24 protein-coding genes are annotated in these 25,746 nt (G+C 41.1%); 6 read left to right on the top strand and 18 right to left on the bottom strand.

Going from position 1 to position 25,746, the window contains the following annotated elements:
* Nucleotides 1-20 precede the first annotated feature (20 nt).
* The 14 genes from ABNE31_RS02915 to ABNE31_RS02850 all read right to left on the bottom strand — a co-directional run bounded on the left by ABNE31_RS02915 (nt 21) and on the right by ABNE31_RS02850 (nt 15,578).
* Nucleotides 21-1,271: a DUF6369 family protein gene (locus ABNE31_RS02915; protein WP_349352312.1), complete on the bottom strand. Its 1,251-nt coding sequence runs from the start codon at nt 1,269-1,271 to the stop codon at nt 21-23.
* Nucleotides 1,272-1,285: 14 nt separating this feature from the next.
* A complete protein-coding gene (locus ABNE31_RS02910; protein WP_349352311.1) occupies nt 1,286-2,560 on the bottom strand; it encodes an MOP flippase family protein in 1,275 nt (424 codons plus the stop codon).
* The gene (locus tag ABNE31_RS02905; RefSeq protein WP_349352310.1) at nt 2,547-3,689 is read right to left on the bottom strand and encodes a TDP-N-acetylfucosamine:lipid II N-acetylfucosaminyltransferase; all 1,143 of its coding nucleotides are present in this window, start codon (nt 3,687-3,689) and stop codon (nt 2,547-2,549) included. Before ABNE31_RS02905 ends, ABNE31_RS02910 begins: the two co-directional genes overlap by 14 nt.
* Nucleotides 3,686-4,810: a dTDP-4-amino-4,6-dideoxygalactose transaminase gene (gene rffA, locus ABNE31_RS02900; RefSeq protein ID WP_349352309.1), complete on the bottom strand. Its 1,125-nt coding sequence runs from the start codon at nt 4,808-4,810 to the stop codon at nt 3,686-3,688. Before rffA ends, ABNE31_RS02905 begins: the two co-directional genes overlap by 4 nt.
* Entirely contained in the window at nt 4,810-5,700 is an 891-nt protein-coding gene (locus ABNE31_RS02895) for a formyltransferase family protein (RefSeq protein WP_349352308.1), read from the bottom strand. The genes rffA and ABNE31_RS02895 overlap by 1 nt, the downstream gene beginning before the upstream one ends.
* On the bottom strand, nt 5,697-6,572 hold the full coding sequence (gene rfbA / locus ABNE31_RS02890; RefSeq protein WP_349352307.1) for a glucose-1-phosphate thymidylyltransferase RfbA: 876 nt from the start codon (nt 6,570-6,572) through the stop codon (nt 5,697-5,699). The genes ABNE31_RS02895 and rfbA overlap by 4 nt, the downstream gene beginning before the upstream one ends.
* Nucleotides 6,569-7,621 carry a dTDP-glucose 4,6-dehydratase gene (rfbB, locus tag ABNE31_RS02885; protein WP_349352306.1) on the bottom strand — a complete coding sequence of 351 codons (1,053 nt, stop codon included), beginning with the start codon at nt 7,619-7,621 and terminating at the stop codon, nt 6,569-6,571. Before rfbB ends, rfbA begins: the two co-directional genes overlap by 4 nt.
* A gap of 33 nt (nt 7,622-7,654) precedes the next feature.
* Entirely contained in the window at nt 7,655-8,881 is a 1,227-nt protein-coding gene (gene wecC, locus ABNE31_RS02880) for a UDP-N-acetyl-D-mannosamine dehydrogenase (RefSeq protein WP_349352305.1), read from the bottom strand.
* Between the two features lie 144 nt (nt 8,882-9,025).
* Nucleotides 9,026-9,571: a dTDP-4-dehydrorhamnose 3,5-epimerase gene (rfbC, locus tag ABNE31_RS02875; protein WP_349352304.1), complete on the bottom strand. Its 546-nt coding sequence runs from the start codon at nt 9,569-9,571 to the stop codon at nt 9,026-9,028.
* 34 nt (nt 9,572-9,605) lie between these two features.
* Nucleotides 9,606-10,382 (bottom strand): dTDP-4-dehydrorhamnose reductase, encoded by a 777-nt coding sequence (rfbD, locus tag ABNE31_RS02870; RefSeq protein WP_349352303.1) that lies wholly within the window; start codon nt 10,380-10,382, stop codon nt 9,606-9,608.
* A 35-nt stretch (nt 10,383-10,417) separates the two neighbouring features.
* Nucleotides 10,418-11,467 carry a hypothetical protein gene (locus ABNE31_RS02865; protein WP_349352302.1) on the bottom strand — a complete coding sequence of 350 codons (1,050 nt, stop codon included), beginning with the start codon at nt 11,465-11,467 and terminating at the stop codon, nt 10,418-10,420.
* Nucleotides 11,468-11,470: 3 nt separating this feature from the next.
* Nucleotides 11,471-13,159, bottom strand: a complete 1,689-nt coding sequence (locus tag ABNE31_RS02860) for a hypothetical protein (RefSeq protein WP_349352301.1) — start codon at nt 13,157-13,159, stop codon at nt 11,471-11,473.
* 50 nt (nt 13,160-13,209) lie between these two features.
* Nucleotides 13,210-14,709 carry a GH3 auxin-responsive promoter family protein gene (locus tag ABNE31_RS02855; protein ID WP_349352300.1) on the bottom strand — a complete coding sequence of 500 codons (1,500 nt, stop codon included), beginning with the start codon at nt 14,707-14,709 and terminating at the stop codon, nt 13,210-13,212.
* Nucleotides 14,709-15,578: a M23 family metallopeptidase gene (locus ABNE31_RS02850; RefSeq protein ID WP_179383247.1), complete on the bottom strand. Its 870-nt coding sequence runs from the start codon at nt 15,576-15,578 to the stop codon at nt 14,709-14,711. The genes ABNE31_RS02855 and ABNE31_RS02850 overlap by 1 nt, the downstream gene beginning before the upstream one ends.
* Before the next feature lie 167 nt (nt 15,579-15,745).
* Between ABNE31_RS02850 and tatA the strand changes: the two genes are divergently transcribed.
* The 3 genes from tatA to ABNE31_RS02835 all read left to right on the top strand — a co-directional run bounded on the left by tatA (nt 15,746) and on the right by ABNE31_RS02835 (nt 18,642).
* A complete protein-coding gene (tatA, locus tag ABNE31_RS02845) occupies nt 15,746-15,943 on the top strand; it encodes a twin-arginine translocase TatA/TatE family subunit (protein WP_179383246.1) in 198 nt (65 codons plus the stop codon).
* A gap of 223 nt (nt 15,944-16,166) precedes the next feature.
* Nucleotides 16,167-18,221: an OmpA family protein gene (locus ABNE31_RS02840; RefSeq protein ID WP_349352299.1), complete on the top strand. Its 2,055-nt coding sequence runs from the start codon at nt 16,167-16,169 to the stop codon at nt 18,219-18,221.
* A 250-nt stretch (nt 18,222-18,471) separates the two neighbouring features.
* On the top strand, nt 18,472-18,642 hold the full coding sequence (locus ABNE31_RS02835) for a DUF6747 family protein (protein ID WP_164732874.1): 171 nt from the start codon (nt 18,472-18,474) through the stop codon (nt 18,640-18,642).
* Between the two features lie 72 nt (nt 18,643-18,714).
* Here the strand turns inward: ABNE31_RS02835 and ABNE31_RS02830 are convergent, their stop codons facing one another.
* The 3 genes from ABNE31_RS02830 to ABNE31_RS02820 all read right to left on the bottom strand — a co-directional run bounded on the left by ABNE31_RS02830 (nt 18,715) and on the right by ABNE31_RS02820 (nt 22,639).
* Nucleotides 18,715-19,716, bottom strand: a complete 1,002-nt coding sequence (locus tag ABNE31_RS02830; RefSeq protein WP_349352298.1) for a DUF4837 family protein — start codon at nt 19,714-19,716, stop codon at nt 18,715-18,717.
* 12 nt (nt 19,717-19,728) lie between these two features.
* Nucleotides 19,729-21,327 carry a LysM peptidoglycan-binding domain-containing protein gene (locus ABNE31_RS02825; RefSeq protein ID WP_349352297.1) on the bottom strand — a complete coding sequence of 533 codons (1,599 nt, stop codon included), beginning with the start codon at nt 21,325-21,327 and terminating at the stop codon, nt 19,729-19,731.
* Between the two features lie 121 nt (nt 21,328-21,448).
* Nucleotides 21,449-22,639, bottom strand: coding sequence for a phosphoglycerate kinase (locus tag ABNE31_RS02820; RefSeq protein WP_349352296.1), 1,191 nt, complete (start codon nt 22,637-22,639; stop codon nt 21,449-21,451).
* A 179-nt stretch (nt 22,640-22,818) separates the two neighbouring features.
* Between ABNE31_RS02820 and ABNE31_RS02815 the strand changes: the two genes are divergently transcribed.
* From ABNE31_RS02815 to ABNE31_RS02805, 3 genes are read left to right on the top strand one after another with little or no spacing between them, the layout of a single operon-like run.
* Nucleotides 22,819-23,970, top strand: coding sequence for a DNA polymerase III subunit delta' (locus tag ABNE31_RS02815; RefSeq protein ID WP_293281245.1), 1,152 nt, complete (start codon nt 22,819-22,821; stop codon nt 23,968-23,970).
* Nucleotides 23,971-23,982: 12 nt separating this feature from the next.
* Nucleotides 23,983-24,378, top strand: a complete 396-nt coding sequence (locus ABNE31_RS02810) for a DoxX family protein (protein WP_349352295.1) — start codon at nt 23,983-23,985, stop codon at nt 24,376-24,378.
* Nucleotides 24,379-24,394: 16 nt separating this feature from the next.
* Complete coding sequence (locus tag ABNE31_RS02805) at nt 24,395-24,850, top strand: hypothetical protein (RefSeq protein WP_349352294.1); 456 nt, start codon at nt 24,395-24,397, stop codon at nt 24,848-24,850.
* Nucleotides 24,851-25,095: 245 nt separating this feature from the next.
* Here the strand turns inward: ABNE31_RS02805 and ABNE31_RS02800 are convergent, their stop codons facing one another.
* On the bottom strand, nt 25,096-25,602 hold the full coding sequence (locus ABNE31_RS02800; protein WP_349352293.1) for an OmpH family outer membrane protein: 507 nt from the start codon (nt 25,600-25,602) through the stop codon (nt 25,096-25,098).
* Between the last annotated feature and the right edge of the window lie 144 nt (nt 25,603-25,746).

Below are 25,746 nucleotides of genomic sequence, written 5' to 3'. Positions count from 1 at the left end.
TTGCAATTTTGCTTCTTGTTTTAATTAAACGCCTCTTTTTGCTGCAATGTTGTTTTAAATCCGGCCAATAAAATCAATATAAACAAAAAAGAGGTCTGGTACATAAAGGAAGTGGTCAATCCCATAACAAGAAAATAGCAGATAGTCAACACCTTAAATCTTTTGTTGGTTTCAGTTTTATTTATGAAATACAGCAAGACCAGTAACGGAACCAACATTACCAAGCCATATTTTACATAGAGGGTAAGGTAAATGTTGTCCATGTAGATGTTATAATCCTCAATGTTCTTTCTATACTCAAACCAGGGAATGAAGAAGGTTTCACCAGCTCCTTTGCCGATCAAGTAATTGTACCATTCAAAACTATCCAATTTCAAGAAAAAGGGAGAAAAGCGTTTTTCTTTTAGCTCTGTCAAAAGAACCTGTGCATTCAACAAAGTGCTCACCCGTGCCTTAAGCGCTTCATTCAAGGATAAAACCCCGATGATTATGGCCAACAAGCCCACAAACAAAAAACCGGCCTTTCTTAAAAATGCCTTGGGGTTCGCCAAGGACATCACCATATTCAACAAAAACAATAGTACTGTAACCAATAGTAAGGTTCGATTTCCAGAGAGAAATATTGGTCCGAAAATAAATACAAATTGCCATCCATTAATCTTTGAATCTGATGCCATTTTTCCCAAAAGAAAAAAGATGGCATAAAATGTGCCCAATGATAGATATCTACTTTCTTGTGCCATATAGAAGGGGTCGTTTGTAAGTATGGTCACAATTGGGGTGAAATTGACCATAAGAAAATAAAATACAGTGGCGAAAAAATTAATAAAAAGGAGTTTTTTGGCCAACTTGCTATCCCAGGAATATTGATTCCCCTTCATAATATCCAAAAAAAGGAGGCCTATTGCCAATCCTAAAATGGGTTTGGCGTCCTTTAACAAGTCTATAGCCGAGGTACTGCTTGAATTGAAAACATAACCCAAACCTGTGTATACAATAAAAAAAACAGGTAATACAAGTAGGGCCCAAAATAAGTTTTTTGATATTCGATTTTGTTTTAGAATTAGCAAAATGTATAGTAGAAGGGGTATAGCTACAAAAAAATAGTAAACGGTAACTTGATATCTTGTATGAAGTATGGTTAGGGCGGGAGTAAAAGGTATTAACAAGGATACCCCAAAAAACCATTTTAGTCCTTTGGTTTGCCAAAACAAAACCCCAAGCAGCAAGTAGCATATGGTGAGAATAACGAAAATGAAGTTGGGAATCATGCTTTTAGACTATCCTATTTAAAAGATGGTTTAACAATGGCCCAAAGATACTCCCTAAAAGTGGCCCCCGTCATTTTGTAGACCAGCAGCCTCCAACTAGGAATGAAAAGAATAGCCATTGCCAATGTAAGCGCCCAAGCCACCTCTTCAATTCCCATAATGGAGCCGGAATATATGAAAATTGGCAAGACCAATAGAGTAATCATGTTCCATAAAAACTCAAGGTGGGTTTTGCCAGTGGCAATCACTAAACTACCCACTGGGTTGCCAATTGCCCTAAAAATCATATATACGCTGAGAATCCTAACCAGCGGGTTAATTTCCTCAAATCCAGTGCCATATAAAAGTTGCACTATTATCGGAGCAAAGAGGGCAACGGCTCCATAAACTGCAAAGTTTAATTTACCGACCCATCCAACTAATTTTAAATAGTTGGTCTTAAGTTGTAACATGTTTTCCTGAAACTTGGCCAATGCAGGTGAAGCCACCTTCAACAAAATGGGATTAAGTATTTGTGCAGGCCTTGAAACCAATTGCTTTGCTAAACTATAACCTCCTAAAACATCGGAATTAAAGAACTTGCCAATCAACAAAATATCCATGTCCCTATTAAAATAGTTGATAATTTGCCCTCCAACTTGGTACATGCCTATCTTTAAAAAAGGGGTGGTCTCACCAAAATTGAAATGAAGTTTGAGTCCATATTTTTTCAGTCCGAGAATCAGATACAGAGTGTTCTGAACCAAATATTGTAAAAGTGCACTGTATACCAAGGCCAATACTCCATAATCGTTAATCGCAAGATAAACTGCGAAAATTAAGGATAGCAGTGATGCGGAAATTTCGAAGATGGTTACTTGTTTAAATAAAAGAAATTTAGACTCTATAGTTTTAAATATCCTTCCCCCGGCCGAGATCAGTAGGTTAAGTCCTAAAAGAGGAATTAGAAATTTCAGGTCTTGTTCTTCATAAAAATTGGACACCAATGGAGTTATCAAAAGCAAAATACCATAAAGCACTATACTAAAAATTACATTGAGCCAGTAAAGGCTGGCATACTCATTCTTGGAAATCTGTTGTTTGTGCAAAATTGCAGAAGTTAAACCCATATCGTTGAACAGGTTCATAAAACCCATAACAAAGGTAACCAAGGCCATTAATCCAAAATCTGCTTTATCCAAAAAACGGGCAAGAATGGCAATTTTTAGCAATGCCACAAGTGCGTTGGTTATGGTCCCAATAGTGGTCCATTTAACTCCCGATATCACATTGCTCTTAATCTCTTTCACTTAAAATTGATAGAACCTCTTGTTTAATTCTATTTTTAACCCTTTGATAATTATATAACTGTTGTGATAAAGTAATGTTCTTTAACATTTCTTTTTCTGTTAAAGGATTTAGTGCGTCCTCACAGTCAAAATCCTTTTGAATAGAAAAAATTAAAAATCCTTCTCTCTTAAGACACGAGTAAATAGTGTTTTCTTCTCTAAGGAACACCTTACAGCCAGCTGCTAAAGCCATCATTATCGTATTAAAAGCCTGTTGTCGTTTGTGGTTCATTATCAAAACAGAACAGCTTTTGAGAATTGAATTATATTCTTCAAAACTTAAAAATTCAGTTATTGGAAACATTTTTTGTTTTAAAACAGACTTTCCCTTTGATAAAACAACTTTTTTATAAAACATGTCTCCATAACTCAGTGGAACAAAAACTTTTCTTTTAGAAATATCTTTTTTGACAATCATCTTAAAGGCTTCGATATGATTGTTGGTTGCTGAGCTTGAATTTCCAATTAAAATATTTTGCCTTTCCAATACAAGTTCATCTGCTAAGTTTTGTTCATTAAAACTAAAATAAGTAAACCAACCCCTCTTTGCTTTGTTTTCTACATACGTGTCCAATAGGTCTATGTCTTCAGAGATGTTAGTAAGAATGTAATCTATCTTTTGTCTTACAGTTTTCTTAAATAACTTCCACTGATATCTCTTTTTTATTTTAGATAAAATCTCTTTACGTACCAGTTTTAATACTGGAAGGCTTTTTTTGTATGTCTCCCGAGTTAGAGGAAGTAAATTGTTTATTTTAGGGTTTAAACCATAAATCTCTGCCCCCCACAAATACCAAATATTTTTGGTCCTGTTAGGAATTAAAGGAAATAAATTCAACTTATAATCCTTATAAAGGTTATGGAAAAAAATTATATTAGCTTTTGAGGCGTGTTCTTTAAACAAATCTTTATATCTCCTACTTCCCTTAAGAGCATAAAATGAACAATCAAAGTTTATTCTTTCATGATAGACTTCACTCCTTTTATCGTCGACACCTATGAGGTATACATTATCATTTGGCAGAATATCTTCAAATATTTGTATAGCTTTCTTTAAGAACTTTTCCTCATCAAGTATATGAAGTATCATTTAAAATATTTTTTGATAGTATCCGATATGAATAATACTTCATCACATTCTAGTTCATAAAATAATGGTAATCTGATCAAGCAATCCGAAAATCTTTCAGAATTTTGAAGACGTTGTGGTGTGTTGCTTTTGAGATAAAATGTGCTTGTGTGCAAAGAAATATAGTGGAAAACTGCATGTACACCCCGGCTTTTTAAAAAAGATAATAGTTTATCTCTCTCGGCAATATTTTGTGCTAGAACATAGAACATATGAGCATTATTAGTGGCGTAATCAGGAATACTGGGCAAAGTAATCTTGCCGTCCGACTCAAGTGATTCTAATTGTTTATAGTATATGTTCCAAATTTCCTTTCGTCTTTTTTGTATTTGTTTCGAATGTTCCAACTGAGCATAAAGGAAAGCTGCTGTAAGTTCAGATGGCAAGAAGGATGATCCAGTATCCACCCAACCATATTTATCAACTTCCCCTTTAAAAAATGCGGTCCTATTTGTTCCTTTTTCCCAAATAATTTCTGAACGATCAGTAAACTTCGCATCATTTACAACAAGAAGACCTCCTTCACCTGCAATGACATTTTTGGTCTCATGAAATGAAAATGCTGATAAATGTCCTATTCCTCCCAATGGTTTTCCCTTGTAAAATGAATCTATAGCCTGAGCTGCATCTTCTATGACATAAATCCCATGTTTATTTGCGACACTCATTACAATATCCATATCACAAGCAACCCCTGCGTAATGCACCACCACAACAGCTTTTGTCTTAGCAGTAATCAGCTCTTCAATTTTGTTCTCGTCTATTCCAGGATGGTCTTTTCGACTATCCGCAAACACAATATTTGCTCCTTGACGGATGAATGCTAGCGCCGAAGATACGAAGGTGTAGGAAGGAACGATTACTTCATCCCCTGGACCGATGTCCAAAAGAATAGCTGCCATTTCTAATGCATCTGTACAAGATGTGGTCAATAGAGTTTTCCTAAAATGATACTCGTCCTCAAAAAAGCTCTGACACTTTTTGGTAAAAATACCGTTGCCGGAAATTTTCCCAGAAAGTACCGCCTCCTTTATATACTGGGTCTCATTGCCAACAAGAAAGGGTTTATTAAATGGAATCATCAATAAAATTTTGTTCTAAATAATTTTAAGGGCAATAATGGCTCATTATTATCGTCGAAACTTGCCATCTCAATCTTAAGTAAACCTTTTCCACATACAACAACGGGATTTCCTTGTTCCATAAAGATTACTTTACCCGGACTTCTATTTTCAATAATAATATCGGAGATTTGACTTACTTCAAAAATTCTCACCTTTCTTTGACCAACAAACGCAAAAGCGCCAAGATATGGGTAGCCCACCGCATCAATGAATCTTTTTATCTTCTTTGAACTTTGGTGCCAATCAATTTTATAGTCTTCTTCAGTCCTCCATAGACTGTAAGTGGCCTTGCTTTCATTTTGAGGGGTGGCATAGATGTCGGTATTTGACTTGATTTTGTGAAATATGTCTAGTACTAAATCCACATAACAATCCGCTATTAAATCTATTGCCTTTTCAATTTTTATTGGGTATTGTATGTCTGTTTGGGTTTGTCCAATAATGGGACCTCTATCATAATCGTTGCTGGCAAATAACGCAGTGACCCCTATCTTACGCTCTCCATTAATCAATGAATTAACCAAAGGTGCAAAACCTCTATACCTTGGCAACAACGAATCATGGAGGACAATAAGAGGTGGGGTATTCTCCGTTTTTATCAGCCATCTCCATGATATTGCCAACAAGTATTCTACCTTCAAATCTTTGTAGCCCGATTCATCTCTGTCATAATATGCGATGCCATATTCGGAACAAAGCTTTCGGATTTCGGTGTTGTAATCCTTATGGATGTTAGTGTCTAAAGCTCCAACAACAAAAGCCAGGTTTAAGGTATAATCATGGTTCAATAAGCTTTTGAGGACCAGAAAGCCTTTCTTTGTCATTAAAAACACCCCTATTTTTTTCATTTTGAAGCTATTCTTTTCAAGTATTCGCCGTAACCACTTTTACTATGATCGTCTGCCACTTCTTGGAACTTTTCTTTTGAAATATATCTCATCAAATATGCTATTTCCTCCAAACATGCGATTTTAAGACCTGTTCGCTTTTCCACCGCTTTTACAAACTCGGTAGCTTCAGTCAATGCTTCGTGGGTTCCAGTGTCCAACCAGGCGTATCCTCTACTCATTATCTGCACCTTAAGCTTGTGCTGTTGCAGATATGCCTGGTTTACCGAGGTAATTTCCAATTCCCCTCTTTTCGAAGGTTTTACATTTTTTGCAATTTCGACTACTGAGTTAGGATAATAGTATAATCCTACTACCGCATAGTTGGATTTTGGCTGATGTGGTTTTTCCTCTATGCCTACAACATTTCTTTCTCCATCAAATTCAACCACACCATAGCGTTCAGGATCCTCTACATAATATCCAAATATCACTGCCTTTTGTTCACTCTTAACCGATTCGACCGTGGTCGACAACATTTTTTGTATTCCCGCACCATAAAAAATGTTGTCTCCAAGTATCAAACATACGTCGTCCCCTCCTATAAACTCTTCACCAATAATAAAGGCTTGTGCCAATCCATCAGGTGAAGGTTGTTCAGCGTATGACAGCTTTATTCCAAGTTGTTCCCCTGACCCTAACAACCTTTTAAAGTTTGGAAGGTCATGCGGTGTGGAAATAATCAAAACCTCTTTGATACCCGACAACATCAGCACCGATAGCGGGTAATAAATCATTGGCTTATCATATATAGGCAATAATTGTTTTGAAACCACTTGGGTCAAAGGGTGTAATCTGGTTCCTGAACCGCCTGCTAGAATAATTCCTTTCATATATCGTTTGGATATTGTTTCTCATAATACTTCATGTAGGCCCCGGAGGTAACATGGGACAACCAATTCTGGTTTTCCAAATACCAGTCAATCGTCTTGGATAAACCCTCCTCAAAAGTTACCGAGGGGGACCAGCCCAATTCATTATTTATCTTTGAAGCATCAATGGCGTACCTCAAATCATGTCCTGGCCTGTCTTTGACAAAAGTTATAAGTTCTTCTGAACTTCCAGTTGACCTGTTAAGTTTATTATCCATTTGCTTACAAAGCTCCCTAACAAGATCAATGTTTTTCCATTCGTTGAATCCACCTATGTTATAGGTCTCATTAATCGTTCCTTGATGAAATACCAAGTCGATTGCCCCAGCATGATCTTCTACATACAGCCAATCCCTTGTATAATTGCCATCTCCATAAACTGGCAAGGGTTTTTTATTAAGAATATTGTTAATGAAAAGTGGTATTAGTTTCTCTGGAAAATGATTGGGTCCGTAATTATTGGAACAATTACTTATTACATACGGTAATGCATAAGTTTCCCCATAAGCCCTTACAAAATGATCTGATGCTGCTTTTGAAGCAGAATATGGGGAGTTTGGTTGGTAAGGACTCGTTTCTGTAAAAAACCCAGTTGTCCCTAAAGATCCATACACCTCATCCGTACTTACATGGTAAAATCTCTTCCCTTCCCAATTGCCCGACCAAATTTGCTTGAACGCATTTAATAAATTCATGGTTCCCAATATATTCGTCTTGGCAAATGACAATGGTTCACTTATGGATCGATCTACATGACTTTCTGCGGCCAGATGGATTATACCATCAAAGCGATACTTATCAAAAAGATCACCAATGAATTCTGCATTATTAATGTCTCCCTTAATAAAAAAATAATTAGGATTATTCTCGATATCCCTAAGATTCTCAAGATTGCCCGCATATGTCAGGGCGTCTATATTGTATATATTGTAGTTGGGATAGTTTAAAACGAAGCGCCTTACTACATGGGACCCAATAAATCCGGCGCCGCCGGTTATTAATATTTTCATTTTTAACTGTTATGAATTTTTTTAAACTAAGTTTTATTGTCTGACAATACCGCAAAAGTCCAATACTACTTTTCCCTTATCTAATTCCAATTCAAAAAATTGCTTGTGGCCCACCAAAAAAACAACAATATCTGCCTGCTCTGCTGCCACATTGTAATCTGTCAATTTAAAAACATTATGGGAAGCTATGTTAGGTTCTACGATAAAATACTCCTCATCATTGGAGTCTTGTAAAACCTTTTGTACTATGTACTTTGCAGGTGATTCTCTTAAATCATCTATATTCGGTTTAAAAGCCAATCCCATAAGTGCTATACGTGGTTTGCGGCCGTGTTTTAACTGAAACTCCAGCTTCGTGTTTTTTATTTTTTCTGCGCACCAAAACGATTTGTAGTTGTTGATTTCCCGAGCAGTCCCAATAATTTTTGATTCCATAGGGTAATCGGCAACAATAAAATACGGGTCTACTGCAATACAATGTCCTCCTACCCCACACCCTGGCTGTAAGATGTTGACTCTGGGATGCTTGTTTGTCAAATTAATAAGCTCCCATACATTGATATCGGCCTTGTCACAGATTAAGGACAGCTCATTCGCAAAAGCAATCTGCACGTCCCTTGATGAATTTTCGACCAATTTGCACATTTCTGCCGTTCTGGCGTTGGTTTTGTGCAGTTCTCCTTTTACAAATTGTTGGTAAAAAGATAATGCCTTTTGTGTTGAAGCATTATCAATACCTCCTATTACTCGGTCGTTATGTACCAATTCATGCATTACGTTCCCTGGCAAAACCCGTTCAGGGCAATAAGCTACATATAACTTATTCTTTAGTTCGGGTCGTTTGGAGTAGATAAGTCCCGTCATTTTTTCGGTAGTACCAACGGGTGATGTTGATTCTATAATATAGAGGTCACCTTCTTCAAGTAATGGCAGTATGGCCACTGTGGCGGCTTCAACAAAGGAGGTGTCTGGCTCATTCTTGTCCTTAAAAGGTGTTGGAACAACTATAATGTATGTTCTTGCATTCACTGGTTTAGTATCTGCGACAAGGTTACCCTCATTAACTGCAAAAGCAACCGCAGCATCTAATTCAGGTTCAACAATATGAACCTTACCTGAATTTATGGTGTCCACCACATTTTGGTTTATATCAACACCGTGAACATATTTACCGCTTTTGGCAATCAAGGCAGCTGTTGGGAGTCCGATATATCCAAGTCCCATCATTACTACATCTGGAGAGCTTTTTTTGATTTTCATTTCTCTTCTTTAATAGTTTTACCTAAATTTTGATATGAAATAACCTGCGTTTTAATGGCCTCTTCCGTTTTCATAAAAGGTTTCTTCGGGTCCTGTATTAAATAGCTTTGGCGAAAACCTGCTTGATAACACTTTGCTTGCCATTTATTTTAAATAACGGTCGGAATGCTCTGCATTCATATCTTTGTCAGACAGCAATAACTGATTGCTTTCCAAGTTCCATTTTATGCCCAAATTTTTATTGTCGTATCTGATTATGCCTTCAGAGGCCTTATTGTAATAATTATCGCATTTATAAATTACAACGGCCGAATCGCTCAATGTTAAAAAGCCATGGGCAAAACCCCTTGGCACAAATATTCGCTTTTTATTTTCAGCACTTAATTCAATCGACAAGTATTCGCCAAAGGTAGGAGAATCTTTACGTAAATCAACAACTACATCTTGTATAATTCCTTGGATTACCGAAACTAGTTTGGCTTGTGCATAATTATCCTTCTGAAAATGCAACCCCCTCAACACTCCTTTTTTGGAATAAGACTGGTTGTCCTGGACAAAGTTGACATTACTGCCTATTGCCTCACAAAAAGCTCTATGATTGTAACTTTCAAAAAAATATCCACGGTCATCCTTAAAAATGGTGGGCTCTAAAATATAGCAGCCCTTTAATATAGTTTCCTTAGCTTGCATACATTTTGAATTTAGGGGACCATTTTTTTAAAGGTTAAGATAAAACACTGTTTTTTGGTCTTTTGGCAAGTGTTTGATATTCATTGTCAACGGTCAATGCCACTCTTTCGAAAAGTTTGTTTTCCTTCAATATTTGCTCCGCAAATTCATACCAAGTCATCGGATCACCATCTGCGAAGTGATAGGTTCCAAAGGGCTTATTGCCCAATACAATTTCGTTCAAAATAAAATGGGCCAATGCCTCCGTGTTCGTGGGGCGCCCCTTTTGGGCATTGGTAACCCGAAGCTCTTCTCCCGCCAGTGCTTTTTTAAGAATGGTTTTATAAAAGTTGTGTCCATGTCTCTTGCTATACAACCAAGACGTGCGGACAATGTAGTGTTCGGGTTGCCATTCTTGAATCAATTTTTCTCCCGCCAGTTTGGATTTCCCATACTCATTTATAGGATTGGGGTTGTCTTCCACCGTGTAAGCATCCTTCTTTTCCCCGTCAAAAACATAGTCGGTTGATACATGGATCAAAACCACGCCATGCTGCTTACAAATCTGAGCCAAATCTTTCACAGCTTCCGCATTGACCTTAAAAGCTTCTTCGGCGTTACTTTCTGCGGCCTCCACGTTGGTAAAGGCAGCACAGTTGATGCAAAAGTCGCACTTCCCTTTTTCAAATACTTCGACGATTTGCTCTCTTTGCGTAATGTCGAGGGCATCCATAGGTTTAAAATCAAAGGAGAGTTGTGGAAAATGCAAGGTTAGGTCTTGAAAAGTAAGTCCGAGTTGCCCATTGGAACCTGTTACTAAAACGCTAACCATTGTTTAACTTTTATAGTAAAAGCCTAATGCCGCCCCTACTTTTGATTATATGTTTTAAGGTATCTGTTTAGTTCAAGCAAAGCTAAAACCCCAAGGACCAAAATTAGCAACAATGCTGGGAGTTTAAATTTATAGCTGTTCCAAATTCCCTTTAATTCCACGCCCCTTGTTGGGAAATCGCTAATTACATTGATAATGGTCGATTTATTGGCGCGTTCCTCGTTGAGTTCTACCAGTTTTTCCTTCAATACGTCTTTCTCCTGCACCAACGCAAGCTCACGCCCTTTTGCCTCCCCTCCTTCTGCCAAATTAATGCTCGTACCCTGCATGGGCTTGTCCGCTTCCTTCACCAAAACAGTTCGATATAAGCTTTGCAAAGAGTCTATCTCGGCCAACTGGTTTTTATAAATCTCTTCCTGAAGCTTTAGGTTTTCATCATTAATCCTTTTCTGTAACTTAAAATACTCGTTTACTGAAATAGAGTTGATAATGGCCGGCTGCGCTTTCTTGGCCACCCTATTATCTGTGCTTATCAAGGATATTTGGTGGAACCTGGCGTCCATGGAATTGAAGTTCTGCAAATAATTTTCGTAGTCAATCGCTTTTATGGTAGTAGTGTCGAGCTCTTTTATAAATTGATCAAAGAGCTTTATTTTTTGATTTTCATCCGAATAGGAATCCGTGAAAATCTCTTTGATGCTAGCTGCCTCATGTTCAGTGATATTCAATGCAGTGGCCAATGCCACCGAATCTTGGGCCTTAGCTAAATCATTGTAAAAGGCAATATTGTTGTACAATTGCTGTACACTGTTAAAATTGGGTTCCACTACCATCCGGGAAATATACTTTTCCGGGGTAATACTGTCAAGGACAAAACCTCCCACACCTCCAATAATAAGAGCCGCTCCGATTACAACGATGTTCTTTTGAACAAACAGTAAAAATAGCATTATCAAGTGGAAAATGCCTTTGAATATACTTGCGATGAAATTGAAGAACTTTTGAAAGCTCCTTCCTATCATTTGGAACAATTGTCCCAAATCTATTTCATCCGAATTGTTCTGTTGTACCGGTTGGTCTGCCATACCTTATGAATTGAATATTTGTTGTAAAATTTTATCCGTAATCAAATACGTGGGTTTCACCCCTGTTGTCCCCAATCCTCCTGAAGCCAATGTGCTCCCGGTCTCCAATGGATTGTCCGAGGCGTAGTACGCATATCTCACCTTCACCTCCTTTTTAATGCTCTTCCGAATCTGGGAGGCCGATTGTATTGCCTTTTGGTAATGCACCCCTTCCATCTCCAAGCCGATAACGTTCCATGTAGACTCATGAAAAAACTGGAGAATATCCCTGTTTTGCAAGGATGTTCCCAAAACGGTCACCATGGTTCCTTCCGTTACCTTTAATCCATGTCCTTCAAAATCGGAACCTTTCAGTTCGTTCTCGAAGGGATAATTGTCGGCGGTTCCTTCAAAAATATGCGCCGAAGGAATCATAATATCTCCTTTTCCCCCTTCCAAAATACCAGCTTTTCCCATGATGGAAACTGAATCCACATTTAAAAATGTTTTCTTTTGGCCTTCTTCCATCGGCTTCAAAAGCTCGTCTATGGTCTCATAAGCCTGCTCGCCAAAGGCATAGTCCATCACAAAGATAACTGGTTTTTGATCTTTTGCGATATCATTTGGGAGTGTGTAACAACAGCTGCCGTTTCCGAACTTGGCCGTGTCAAAAATCTGTACATCGATATTCGCTCCTGATTCATCCTCCAACATAATCATGCCATTGCTCAGCGCATGGTTTTTGACCTTTTTATTGAGGGACTTGTTTTTATCCGAGCTTAGTGCCTTATAAATTTCCAAGGAGTCGTTATCCGGGAATTCATCTGCCAATGCCTTTTTGGCAAACAAGGAGTTCATCACACTGTGCATATTTGCGCTGATGATATGAAGTGGCCTGTGCAACAGATCATGGTTTTTCAGCGTGGCCTTGATCCTATCTGCCCATTTTTCACCATGGATATGATGCCCCAATCGCTCCCGCAACAAGGGGCTGAAGGTAATGGTCCTTTTATTGCCTGTCGTCTCTTCCTCAATGGCCAGTTTGCCCAACCAATGGATAACGTTCAAAAAGCGATCCGGGTCTTCTGGGGTCTTAAGCTTGTTTTGGATTTCCACCACCTCATCAAAAGTCCTGCTCAAGATATTGGCGCAGTGAATCAATGCCACCTCACGTTGTTCGGAGGTCTTTTCTTCCGATAGCACAAATTCCGTAAGCTTGTCCCAGTCCCTTATGGTCGAGGTCCCATCGTCTACCAATACCCTTCTGCATATTTTTCCGGATTCGATGAACAAGAAGGTCAAGTGGGTCAAAATATCATAAATATCACTTCTACCACGGGTAATCTCCACGTTCATCTGCTCGTCATCAATACGGTAACAATTCCTTCTCCTTTTGGGAGGAACAATTGGTTTTAGATGTGATTTGGCAAAACCTTCGTCGGAGGTAAGGTTGATAAAGCGACATTCCTCGATGCCTTCGGGAAGTCGTTCCAACACATAAATCAAACCGTTCAACTCTGCCTTATCGTCGGCAATGGTGCCATAAATTTCCGGCCTAAGCAACAATAACGCGGTCCGCAAAGCATTACCGGAAACGCCAGAGGGTTTGTAGAATCCCCTGTTCAGCAAATGTCGCATGGTGATGTACAACCGTTCGATTGCGTTGGTCGACTCCTGTGCCCTAGTGGTCTGTTTTACTTCTGTTGCCATCATAACTTCTGGCAAAAATAAGTGAATTCCTATGAAAGATAAGCCCTTATAACTCAACTAATTTTAAATGGCTGAAGTCCATCGGCCACTTTTCGGTCGTTCGCAAGGCGCTGTACCTTATTCTGACCTCCAAGCTTTCCAATGGATTTCATATAATCTTGAAAGCCGTTGGTGCTGATGCTTCTTATTTTCAAGGGTTGAAGAATATGGCCATCAATCAAATCAAAATAATAACTGTTCTGCTGTTTCATGCTTTCTTCTATAATGGAAGCAAACTTTTCTTGGTCAGATGGCTCCCGCTCAAATTCGATAAACCATTCGTGATAGGGCAGCTCTCCTTCCTCGGGATCGGTTTGTGGGGCAACGGTAAATTCATTCACAAGGGCATCGGTCTGCTCCACGGCCAATCGTAAGGCTTCTTCCACTTCCTTGGCGATTACGTGCTCCCCGAAGGCAGAGATAAAGTGTTTGATACGTCCAGAAACCACAATTTTATAGGGGTCTTTTGAAATAAACCGAACGGTATCGCCAAGATTGTAGGCCCATAGCCCTGCATTGGTAGAAATCACCATGGCATAATCCACATCCAATTCCACATCCGCAATGGTCAGTCTCTTGGGTTGTTCATCAAAAAATTCGTCGGCTCTTACAAACTCATAAAAAATACCAGCATCGAGCAACAAGAGCATCCCTTTTTCCTTTTGTGAATTTTGATAGGCAAAAAATCCTTCGCTTGCGGGAAAGAGTTCGATACTGTCCACTTTTCTCCCAATCAAGTTTTCAAACTTGGCCCGGTAAGGCTCGTAATTCACCCCGCCATAAATAAAAAGTTGGAATTCCTTAAACAGCTCCCCTACTTTTTTTCCCGTCTTGGAGTTCAGCTTTTCAAAATACATCTGTACCCAAGAGGGAATGCCTGCGATTACGGTCATATTCTCGTTTTGAGTCTCCTCAACAATTTTTTCCACCTTGGTCTCCCAATCTTCGATACAGTTGGTTTCCCAGCTGGGCAATCGGTTTTTTTGAAGGTAGTTGGGCACATAATGGGCCGAGATGCCCGAGAGGCGCCCTAATTTGATGCCGTTTTTTTCCTCCAACTCCGGACTTCCCTGCAAAAAAATCATCCTCCCATCCACAAAATCGGCGTTCCCTGTTTCATGGATATAATTCAAAATGGCATTCCTTGAGGCTTCTACTTGATTTTTAATGGACGGCTTGGTGATAGGAATGTATTTGGCACCGGAGGTGGTGCCAGATGTTTTGGCAAAATAAATGGGCTTGCCTGGCCAAAGCACATCTGTCTTGCCATCTATGATCTGTTGAACATACCCTTTCAGGTCTTCGTAATCCCTGATCGGGACGCGTTCCACAAAGTCCTGATGTGAATTGATGGTCTCAAAGTGATGGTCCTTGCCAAAAAGGGTCTGTTTTCCCTTTGCTACCAATTCGTTAAAGACTTTCTGCTGGGTGTGCACCGGGCGGTTTACCCACTTGTTCGTCTTTTTCGCTATCCGGTTGGCAAATATTTTGGCTGCAAATGCTTTTAGGGACATTAGTTAAAATCAATATAGTTCTGCGGGTCTACCGGTTTCCCTTTTCTCCAGAGTTCAAAGTGAAGATGTGGGCCTGTGGTGAGTTCCCCCGTATTTCCGATGGATGCGATCACTTCCCCAGCTCTTACTAAATCTCCTTGGGACTTGCTCAAAGAGCCATTGTGTTTGTAAACCGAGGTAATTCCTTCTTGGTGCTCAATAATAATGACATATCCTGTTTCGGTGGTCCACTCTGCAAACAATACAGTACCATCGGCAATTGCCTTGACAGGGGTGTCCCTGGGCGCCACCAAATCTACCGCATAATGCTTTGTCTTTTGATCAAACCCTTGGGACAGGGTGCCGTTGACCGGCGAAAAGAAAAGCGTACCCAAGTTCTCGATGTCTCGCTCAAAAAGATTGTATTTGTCTTCCAGTTCCACCTCTTCCCTTAAGAGCAGATCTTCCCGTATTGGGGTGAGATCTACCGATGCTGGATCTAACTTATATTGTTCAAAAAGGGAGTCTCGGTTAGTCTGATTGTTCTCGATATCGCCGCGCAAGACCTTTCGCACATTGTCCAAATACCTGTTGGTATAATTTAGCACAGTGACCAAAGAGTCCGTTTTATAGGTAAGTTCAGTGGCCTGTCGCTTCAATTTGGTGGATGAGTAACCTGGAATGTATTCTCGTAGTGGGGTAAAGGCAATGATCAATGTGGTGACTCCAATCAGTACAATAATGAAAAGGGTGCCGGTCACAAAAACGTTCAACCGGTTCAGCTTAAAGGATATCTTTTCCTCAAAGGTGCTTTCATTCAAGATCACCAAGCGGTACTTGTGCAGCAGCTTACGCCTGATCTCTTTTCTTTTCTTTTTGTCCTTTGCCATAATCAACAAAGATAGTCTTACAATTTAATATGGATGTTAAGCTTTTTAAAAAGCTAGGTTGCTTAAGTTCCTAAAAATCATTCCCAAATGCTAATTTTAGTTAATCGATCACACTCTTCCGCATCTTTTTAGTACTTTTACATTTCTAAATTAAAGCTTTTGTAGATATGATTGCTCAAACAATATTTCTTGGTATGTTAGGCCCTTGGCAGATTGTATTGATCGTTGCCGTGGTGGTTTTGCTTTTTGGAGGCAGAAAGATTCCAGAGTTGATGAGAGGCTTGGGAAGTGGAATTAAAGAATTCAAGGACGCTACCAAGGAAGACGATAAGTTGGAAGGCGAAAGCAAAGAATCCAAGTCCTAAAACAGTTTAGTATTTAAACCTTGAACCCTATTGTTTTTTAATGGTTCATCGACCAACAACAACATTTTTTAGGCATTCAACGACGCAAATTCAACCTTTCACAACAAAAACTTAATACCCCACTTACCATATCCTATTTTAGCGGTTCAACTAAACTGTTAGGCTCTCACAATGCTTAACCTCCAAATGGACCCAACTGTTCATTTGTGCAGATGGAGTGGTAATGAAAAAACTGACCTTGCTATTTTTCTTTCTCGGTTGTTTGGGAATATATGCCCAAGACCTTGCTGTGTCTTCAAATGATGCAGCTATTCCTTTGTATACAAACAGCATTAGCGAATCTAACGCCAATAATGGAGATGTTGTAAAACACGTTGATGGCCTAAGCGACAAAAAGCTGGCCAAATACCTTCGCAAGGGTGGTGTTGCGGATAAACTTATCGAAAAGGCCAACGAGTACTACGACAAAATGTGGTATGCCGAGTCGGCGCGCATTTATGATATGGTGCTTGAAAAAACGGACGCAAAACACACCTCATCCCTACTATCAAAAGCCGGTGACTCCCATTATTTTATCGGGAACCTTGAGAAGGCCTACAAATGGTACAATGAACTTTATCAATTGTTTTCCGATGATGTGTCCGACGAAACTGTTTTCAAATACACCCAAACCTTAAAGGGAACTGGCAAATACCGAAGAGCGGCGGCAATCACCAAGATTTTACGCCAAAAGAGGGAAGAGCCTTTAAAGGAACTCCAAAATCAAAATGACTCCAATTGGGAGGATGCCTACACGGTCAAAATCAAGAATTTGGGAATCAACTCTCCCTATTCGGATTTTTCTCCCATGTTTCATGGTAACGGTATTGTTTACTCCTCCGCCAAAGATTCATCCATTTTTATCACACGCCGGTACAAATGGACCAACCAACCCTTTTTGGATATTTACGAGGCCAAGCGAAAGAATGATGAAGGAGACCTGACACAACCCAAGAAGTTCTCCAAAAGCATCAACAGCAAATACCATGAGGCTTCAATGGCCTTTTCTCCCGATAACGAAACCATTTATTTCACACGAAACAACTACGGAAAAAGATTGAAGCGAGGGAAAAATGGTATCAATCACTTAAAGATTTATCGCTCCCGATTGGTGAACGGGGAGTGGTCCAAGGCCGAAGAGCTACCGTTTAACAGCGCAGATTATTCCACCGGGCACCCCACCGTTAGTCCAGATGGCACTAAAATGTATTTCGTTTCCGATAGACCTGGCGGTTTTGGCGAAACGGATATTTATGTGGTGGACATCTATCCCGATGGCGGCTTTTCAGAGCCCAAAAACTTGGGTAGGACCATCAACACTGCGGCAAAGGAAATGTTCCCGTACATCACCGAAAACACCCTTTATTTTTCCTCCAATAGGCCCATGGGCTTTGGAGGGCTAGACATATATAAGTCAGAGGGCGTGGACGATATGTTTAGCATTGGGGTCAATTTGGGCAAACCCATTAACAGTAGTAGGGATGATTTCTCCTATATTATTGATGCTGCGGGCGAGAAAGGATATTTTGCTTCCAACAGAAAAGGAGGGAGGGGCGACGACGACATTTATTCCTTTGTTCTTGAAGCCAACCTCAACGCCATCACGGGCTTTGTTGCAGAAGCGGAGACCGAGGAGGCTCTTGAGCGGGTACATATTGCATTGTTTAGTGCTACTGGCGCCCTGCTTTTTGAAACCATGGCCGATACCACGGGAGGTTATAGCTTTAAAAACTTAAGTTCCAATACAGATTATACCGTGGTGGCCCAAAAAGAGGGCTATATCAACGATAGTTTACAAGTACGCACCAAGGAAAACGAAGGTATTTCCGTTTCGCAATACTTGCGCCAATTGAAACGAACAGAGCCTAGTACCGTTGCGGAGATGTTTGAGCCAAGCAATGTTTATTTTGAGTTTGACAGTTCGGAAATTACTACGCGTTCAGCGGAAGAGCTGGATAAACTGGTTGCAGTGCTCAAAGAAAACGAAGGTCTCTCCCTAAAGATAGCTTCCCATACAGACGCAAGAGGCCCTGCGGCCTACAACAGGCTTCTATCGGACCGAAGGGCAAAATCTACCAAACAATATATTGTATCCCAAGGCGTGGACCCGTCCAGAATTATAAGTGCCGTAGGATATGGTGAAGAAAGGTTGCTCAACCCCTGTTCCGATGGGGTTCCCTGCTCTCCCACACAACACCGTTTGAACAGAAGGTCGGAATTCATACTGATTTCCGAATAATCGCTCCTGCGACTCCTTTTATGTCTATTTTCAAGTTGATTTTCGCACTCTAGTTGCCGTTTATCGGTCATCCATGCCTTCCATCGATCGGCAGCAATATGTAGTTTGTCGATCAAACCCATTCCTTTAAGGATTAGCGACTTAAGAGTATGGTTTTCGTCGTTCAAAAACGGCTTTTTGCCCTTTAGTTTTTTCATCCACCCTTTAAAAACAAAACTTTGTTTCAGCTTAAATCTTAAAAAACATACTTATGAAAAAATTACTACTCGTTAAGGAAATATATATTGAAGGCTTCCGAAACTTGGGCCACTTTTTGGTGGAGAAATATTTCAAGATATTCGCCTGGTTTAGTTTCGTGATGTTCTTTGTGGTACTTTATGCCTTCGTATATCGAATTGCCACTGGCTTTGCATTTGATTAAATCATATCCATCATACAAAAAAGCCCCGAACCAATGGTTCGGGGCTTTTTATTTTTTTCTATTGCTAGTTATCTAATCGGACGTGTCTTTTGATGGTAAAAACTCAATGGTCTTTAAAATGGCTTCCAGTTCGAACATGTAGTCCCTTTTGGCTTCGGATGGTGCAAAGGTAAACCCTTCGATGACCATTTTTCTGTCATTTTCCTTGTCATTGATGATATAGGTCAAAAACGGTCCCGCCATCGGATAACCGCTTATTTCCCAAACCCCTTTCACCTCGGCCGCTTTTTTGCCGCCAATCTCCGCAGGAAACACATAGGGCGAAAAGGCCTTTTCGGTAATCATAAAGGTATTTTCATACGGGCCTGGAATATACTTTTCGCCAATGGAATCCCTCATCCGAACGATATCGTCCACAAACGTGGAATCGTTGCTGAAGTAATCCCAAGGCATTTCATAAGCAATTACATTCATGGTGCCCTTCGGAATCTGAATGTCCATCCACACAAAATTATCTTCTCTTTTGCCCACCTTATACAACGATGGCACGTTTAGTTTTATGCCAAACTCCTCTTCCAATGCCTCATCTTTACTCAAGGAACGCTCAAACCTTCGCTGGGCCTCTGCAATTTCGTTGGATTTGAACTCCTTTATCGCTCTGTCGGCCAGGGAATCCAAATTCCTGATCATGACCTCTTCGGTAGGGCCAGTGACCACCGCTACCTTTTGGGGCTTTGCATAGGCGTCGTCCTTAATATGGGCCAAAGAGGTGGAATCCTGCTCCACGTAGAGAATAGATCTCGCATGTGTGGTAGTTCCCTTAAAAACCTTTGGAGGCACTTGGGTGAGGGTAAACAATGGCTCTATTTGGGGCAACCCGATAATCTGTGCCGCAAATTCGTCACGTATCTTTTCCCCGACCGGCCCTCTCCAGAGCTCGGTGTCCATGATGACCATCAGCGAGTTGATTCCCCCGGTAGAGGGTGGTAAAAATTTTTCTTTGGAGCCTGAGTTCTTACAGGCTGATAACGCCAACAATGAGATGGCAAGCAGTAGTGTTCCTAATTTTTTCATCTTGTGTTAAATTTACGAAGAACAATCACACAATTTAAGTTTTGTGCCCGGTTTTAGGTTATTACCTCTAATACCGTTCCATTCTCGTAAATTTTCTATGGTAACTCCTGGATATTTTTTGGAAATCGTCCAAAGTGAATCTCCAGACTGCACCGTATGGACCTTTGCCCCGTTGGCAACGGTGTTTGAAGACTTGGACGCACTGCTCTTGGAGCTTGATTCGGCAACATAAGGTTTTCTCGGAAAAATGGTCAAGCGTTGCCCTACTCTCAAATTGTTGCTTCTAAGACCGTTCCATCGTTTGATCTGGCTGACTCCAACCCCGTAGCGTTCTGCAATTTTGCCCAAATAATCACCACTTTTTACGCGATATCTGATCTGGTCTTGTGCGGTAATCATGCTCGGTAACGGCTTCTCCAAAGAGTCCAGTTCCTTTTTAACGAAGGCATAAATTTCCTCCTCGTTGGCCACAAACTTTCCAATTTTGGATTTGGGCAGTCGCAAGGCGTAATTCTTCCCTTCCACTTTGGGTATGATATTGAGCTTGTAGGCCGGGTTCAACATTTCCAATTCCTCGTTGCTGATATCGACCAATTTGGAGATTTGGTCAAAAGTGATCAAGTTTTTGACATGGATGGTATCCGTTTCAAAATAGGGACGCTCCGCCTTTTTGTATTGCAGGCCATGCTCTTCGGCATACTCAAAAATGTACATGGTCGCCAAAAACGCCGGAAGATATCCTGCTGTTTCACGTGGAAGAAATGGTCTAATGTTCCAATAATTCTCGTAACCGCCCGAACGTCGGATGGCTTTGTTCACATTTCCGGGTCCGGAATTATAGGCTGCCAAAGCCAAATCCCAATCTCCGAAAATATCATACAATCGGCTTAGGTATTTGCTGGCCGCTTTGGTTGCCATAATCGGGTCGTGCCTCTCGTCTACATAACTGCTTACATCCAAACCGTACATTTTTCCGGTGCTGTACATAAACTGCCACAATCCCTTTGCTCCCACTCTGGACATGGCTTTTGGATTAAGGGCAGATTCAACAATTGCCAAATATTTAATTTCCAATGGGATGTTTTGATTGTCCAGTTCCTGCTCGAACAAGGGAAAGTAAAATTGGCTGGCTGTCATCATCCGTTGCATCAAATCCCTTCTGCGAGTCAAAAACGATTTGATAACGCTTTCCAAAGAAGAATTATACGTAATGTTGAACGGTGTTTTCTCGTTCATTCTGGCCAATCTGGCCTTGAGGGTGTCGGTTGGTAGGTCCACCACAAAAATGGAATCTTGCCCCGGCCCGTTTTGAACCTCCAAAAGCATATCGCTGAACAGCTCGGCATTGCTATGGAGTTCGTTCAGCCAAAGGCTGTCGTATCGCCAAGCCTCTTCCAGGTCCCGTAGCTTAAACTTACCATCTTCGTGGGTTTCCAATGCCATGAGCTGCCCGTCAATCTTAATGTTGGATACAGCAATGACCCCTTCTTCCTCTTCTTGGAGCATTATGGAATCCTTCTCCTCCTCTTGCGTACTATCCTGTTGCGCACTCAAATAAGGCGCTAGGGACAGCATGGCCGCAAATACAGCTATTTTCAATCTTTGGTTCATTTGGAAACGGTTTGATTTTTTTGGGGCTAACTAAATTGGCTTTTTTTTCTGACATACTAAAGCGCACAACCAAAATTTGCCGTCTTTTAACGTTTTCCCCTAATAACTCACAACGTGGAACTTAGCTCAATATTGCAGCGATGCCCGGAAGGGTTTTTCCTTCCAAACTCTCCAACATGGCTCCTCCTCCTGTAGATACGTAGCTTACTTTATCCTCGAAACCAAACTGCTTCACGGCAGCAACGGAATCCCCACCGCCAACAAGGGAAAATGCACCGCCCTGTGTGGCTTCATCAATATAGTTGCCCAAGGCAATGGTTCCTTTGGCAAAGTTTTCCATTTCAAAAACGCCCACAGGTCCATTCCACAATATGGTCTTGGAGGCCAGAATCACTTGTTTAAAGATTTCCAAGGTTTTTGGTCCTGCATCCAGTCCTTGCCAGCCATCGGGAATTTTATCCACGTCGACAAACTGGGTCTCGGCATTGTTGTCAAAATCGTTGGCGGCTAGCACGTCAACCGGTAAGTACACGCTAACTTTTTTGGCTTCGGCCTGTTTCAGGATATCCAATGCCAGTCCCATTTTATCGTCCTCGCAGATGGAATCACCCACTTTTCCCCCTTTGGCTTTTACAAAGGTGTAGGTCATCCCACCGCCGATGATCAGGTTATCAACCTTATCCAATATATTCTCGATGATCGTGATCTTGGAAGACACCTTTGCCCCGCCCAAAATAGCGGTCACAGGTTTCTCGCCCGTTTCCATAACCTTGTCAATAGCCTTGATTTCCTTGGCCAATAAGTAGCCAAAGCATTTGTTTTCCGGGAAAAACTGGGCAACGATGGTCGTGGAGGCGTGCGCCCTGTGTGCTGTTCCAAAGGCATCGTTCACATAAATGTCCCCGTGTTTGGACAGTGCTTCTGCAAAGGACTCATCGCCTGCTTCCTCCTCAGCATGAAAACGAAGATTTTCCAACAATAGCACCTCTCCGTTCTTTAAACCGGCCACGGCATCATCTGCTTTTGCCCCGACGGAATCTTCGGCAAATTTCACCTGTACACCGATAATGTCCGATACTTTATCCACGATATGGGAAAGGGACATATCTGGATTGGCCTTGCCCTTTGGCCTGCCCAAATGGCTCATCAGTACAGCAGAACCGCCATCTTCCAAAACCTTTAGGATGGTTGGCTTGGCTGCTTCGATTCGGCTGGTGTCGGTTACCTTGAAGTCACCATCCAACGGTACATTGAAATCAACCCTGATCAGTGCTTTTTTGCCTTCGAAATTAAAATCGTCTATCGTTTTCATCTTTGTGTTCTTTTTTGAGAATTTCAAATGTAAAGATTTCCTGCTTTTTCCGCAGTCGCAGCGACCCGATATTTAAAAGTTAAGGTGATTTTAACCTTTTTGTTACCATATGTTACATCCAGAAGTGTCCAATGGAGCGCATGGGCAACTTCAGCGGTTAAAAAATGTATCTTTGAGACATGCTTTTTAAACACATTTTAGGGCTCGAACACATCAAAAGTCATTTGGTGACCACGGCGGAAACCGGAAGGGTGGCCCATGCCCAGTTATTTGTGGGCCCGGAAGGCTCTGGGGTGTTACCCATGGCCATTGCCTATGCGCAGTACCTTCTCTGTGGAAACACTGGAGGGGAAAACGAAGGTGAAAACACGGTGTGCAATACCAAATGCAATTCGCTGACGCATCCTGACCTTCATTTTGCTTTTCCCGTTTCCAATTCGGACAAAGTTAAGTCGCATGCGGTAAGTGACCACTATTTGGAAGAGTGGCGGATGTTTGTTTCGGAGCAGCCTTATGGCAATTTGTTCGATTGGTACCGGCTTATCGGTATTGAAAAAAAGCAGGGCCAGATTGGGGTGGACGAAGCGCAGGATATGGTGAAAAAATTATCCTTGAAGTCCTACGAAGGCGGTTATAAGGTGCTCATTGTTTGGATGGCCGAAAAGATGAACGTTTCAGCGGCCAACAAGCTCTTGAAATTGATTGAAGAACCCCCCAATAAAACGGTGTTGCTGCTATTGGCCGAAGATGAAGAACAGATCATCAACACCATACGTTCCCGTTGCCAGATCCTGAACTTTCCCCCTTTGGCGGAACAGGTGATTACCGACGAACTTTTGGCTAGGGGCGTTGCGCAAACGGAGGCGCTTACCATTGCCTTGGAAGCCAATGGCAATTTTAACAAGGCGTTGGACCTGCTTAACAAGGATTCGGAGGACTTGGTCTTTGAACGATGGTTTGTTCAATGGGTGCGGAGCGCCTTTAAAGCCAAAGGAAATAAAGGCGCCATTCAGGAGCTGATTTTATGGAGCGATGAGGTTTCCAAGACCGGGCGCGAGGTCCAAAAAAAATTCCTTAACTATTGCCTCACTATGATGCGGCAGGCACTGCTTCTCAACTACAAGGCCAAGGAATTGGTCTACACCAAAGTGCATATGGAAGGTTTTGATTTGAACAAGTTTGCTCCCTTTGTACATGAAAACAATATTTTGGATATTGTGAAAGAGTTGGAAGAAGCCATTTTCCACGTGGAACGCAATGGTAATTCCAAATTGATTTTCACGGACTTGTCCATTAAACTGACACGGCTATTGCACGCCAAGGCCGCTTAAACCAAACAGCGTATGAACCATATAATTTCAAACATCACGGAAATCCTATTGCTGATTTTTTTGACCATTGTTTTCTTACAGAGCGGCATTGATAAGCTGCTCCATTGGAAAGGTAACCTAAGCTGGCTTACAGGGCATTTTTCCAAATCCCTTTTTAAGGGCTCGGTGCCTCTGCTGCTTGCCATTATCTTGGTGATGGAAATATTATCCGGGATTCTTTGCGGGGTCGGAATTTTTCAATTTGCCATTGATGGCGAAAGTACCATCGGCTTTTACGGTGCGGTATCCTCTGCAGTTACGTTGTTGATGTTGTTGCTGGGGCAGCGAGTTGCTACGGATTATGAGGGGGCAAAAACCATAGTGGTTTATCTTATCCCCACCGTTTTCTTGGTGTATTTGATGCAATGACAAACGCTTTTCAATCATGATTGCTGCACCTAAGCAAAGAACACAGCTTCCCGAAAAAACACAAAAATATTACGACCAATTCCAGCATCTCATCTTGGAAATCCGGAAAAGGAAATTGCCAAGTGATTTGGTAACGGTCATCAATAATCGCATTGAGACATTGAACCAAGTCTCGGATACCGACAAGGCATTAAAGTCTGAAATCCAAAAGACTCAGTCGAAGATTGTTGGTCTTTTAGCGGAAAAACTGAAAATAGTGCCCATTAATTATTACCGAAAAACATGGTTTGTTTTGGGCATGACCGTTTTTGGGCTCCCAATGGGAACGGCGCTCGGTCTTAGCTTGGGCAATATGGGATTATTAGGTCTCGGACTGCCGGTGGGGATGTTCATCGGGCTGGCAATGGGTGCCCGAATGGACAAAAAAGCGGAAGAGGAAGGTAGACAATTAAATATCGAAATTAAATCATAGCTACTTCCAGAAATTGATTTTCAATAACATGAAATAAGGGCTGTCTTATCCTGACAACTCCTTAAACAAAAAAGAGGCCCTCTAAAAAGCAATTTGTATGTCATTTCGAGCGCCTGCCTGCGGCAGACAGGCAGTCGAGAACTTAAGACGCGTTGGACGTCAATGGGTTTCGACTGCGCTCAACCCGACAAAGTTCCAATAGTAAAGCTTTTTAGAGGGCTTCTTTTATTTGTATGGATACAGTACTAGTTTTCGTACTTATCGTTCAATATCTTCAATATTTCGTTCGTCACATCATTGGCATCGTCGCCATAGATTACAGAACCTCCTTCACCCCCACCAAGGATGTAGGTATATCCGTTTGCTTTTCCATAAGCACGGATTTCCTTTTTCACCTTTTTCACCAAACTATCCATTTGAGTCTGGCTATTCTGCTGTAACTGTTGCTCTTCTTGTTGAAGGCGCTGACCAATTTGTTGGCCACGCTGTTGCAGTTGTGAATACTCTTCCTGTGCGCTTTGCTGTGACATGCTCTGGGCTTTGCTCTGGAACTGCTGCAGTTCCATTTGAAAGGCTTGGGAAATACTGTCCCTTTTTCTGCCCATGGCATCAGCTTTGGTCTTAAACCTAGCCTCTACATCTATTTTCTCTTGATAATCGTCCATGATCTTTACACTGTCCACATAGCCGATTTTGTTTTGCTGACATGCCATGGCCGTCACGGCAATCGCAAGCACTACTAATTTTTTCATTATTTACTTTTTATCGATGCGCAAAAATAGGAAAGCTTTCGGAAAGGCGATCATTAACTTTTTGTGATGTTAATCGACCTCAAAAAAGATAAATAAACAAAATCTATCCTAAAAAGCTGAAACAATTGATTCTGATTATTTTTA

This window comes from Flagellimonas sp. MMG031, from assembly GCF_040112705.1.
In the GTDB taxonomy this organism is placed as follows: Bacteria; Bacteroidota; Bacteroidia; order Flavobacteriales; family Flavobacteriaceae; genus Flagellimonas.
This window is presented reverse-complemented; position numbering and strand designations above follow the sequence as displayed.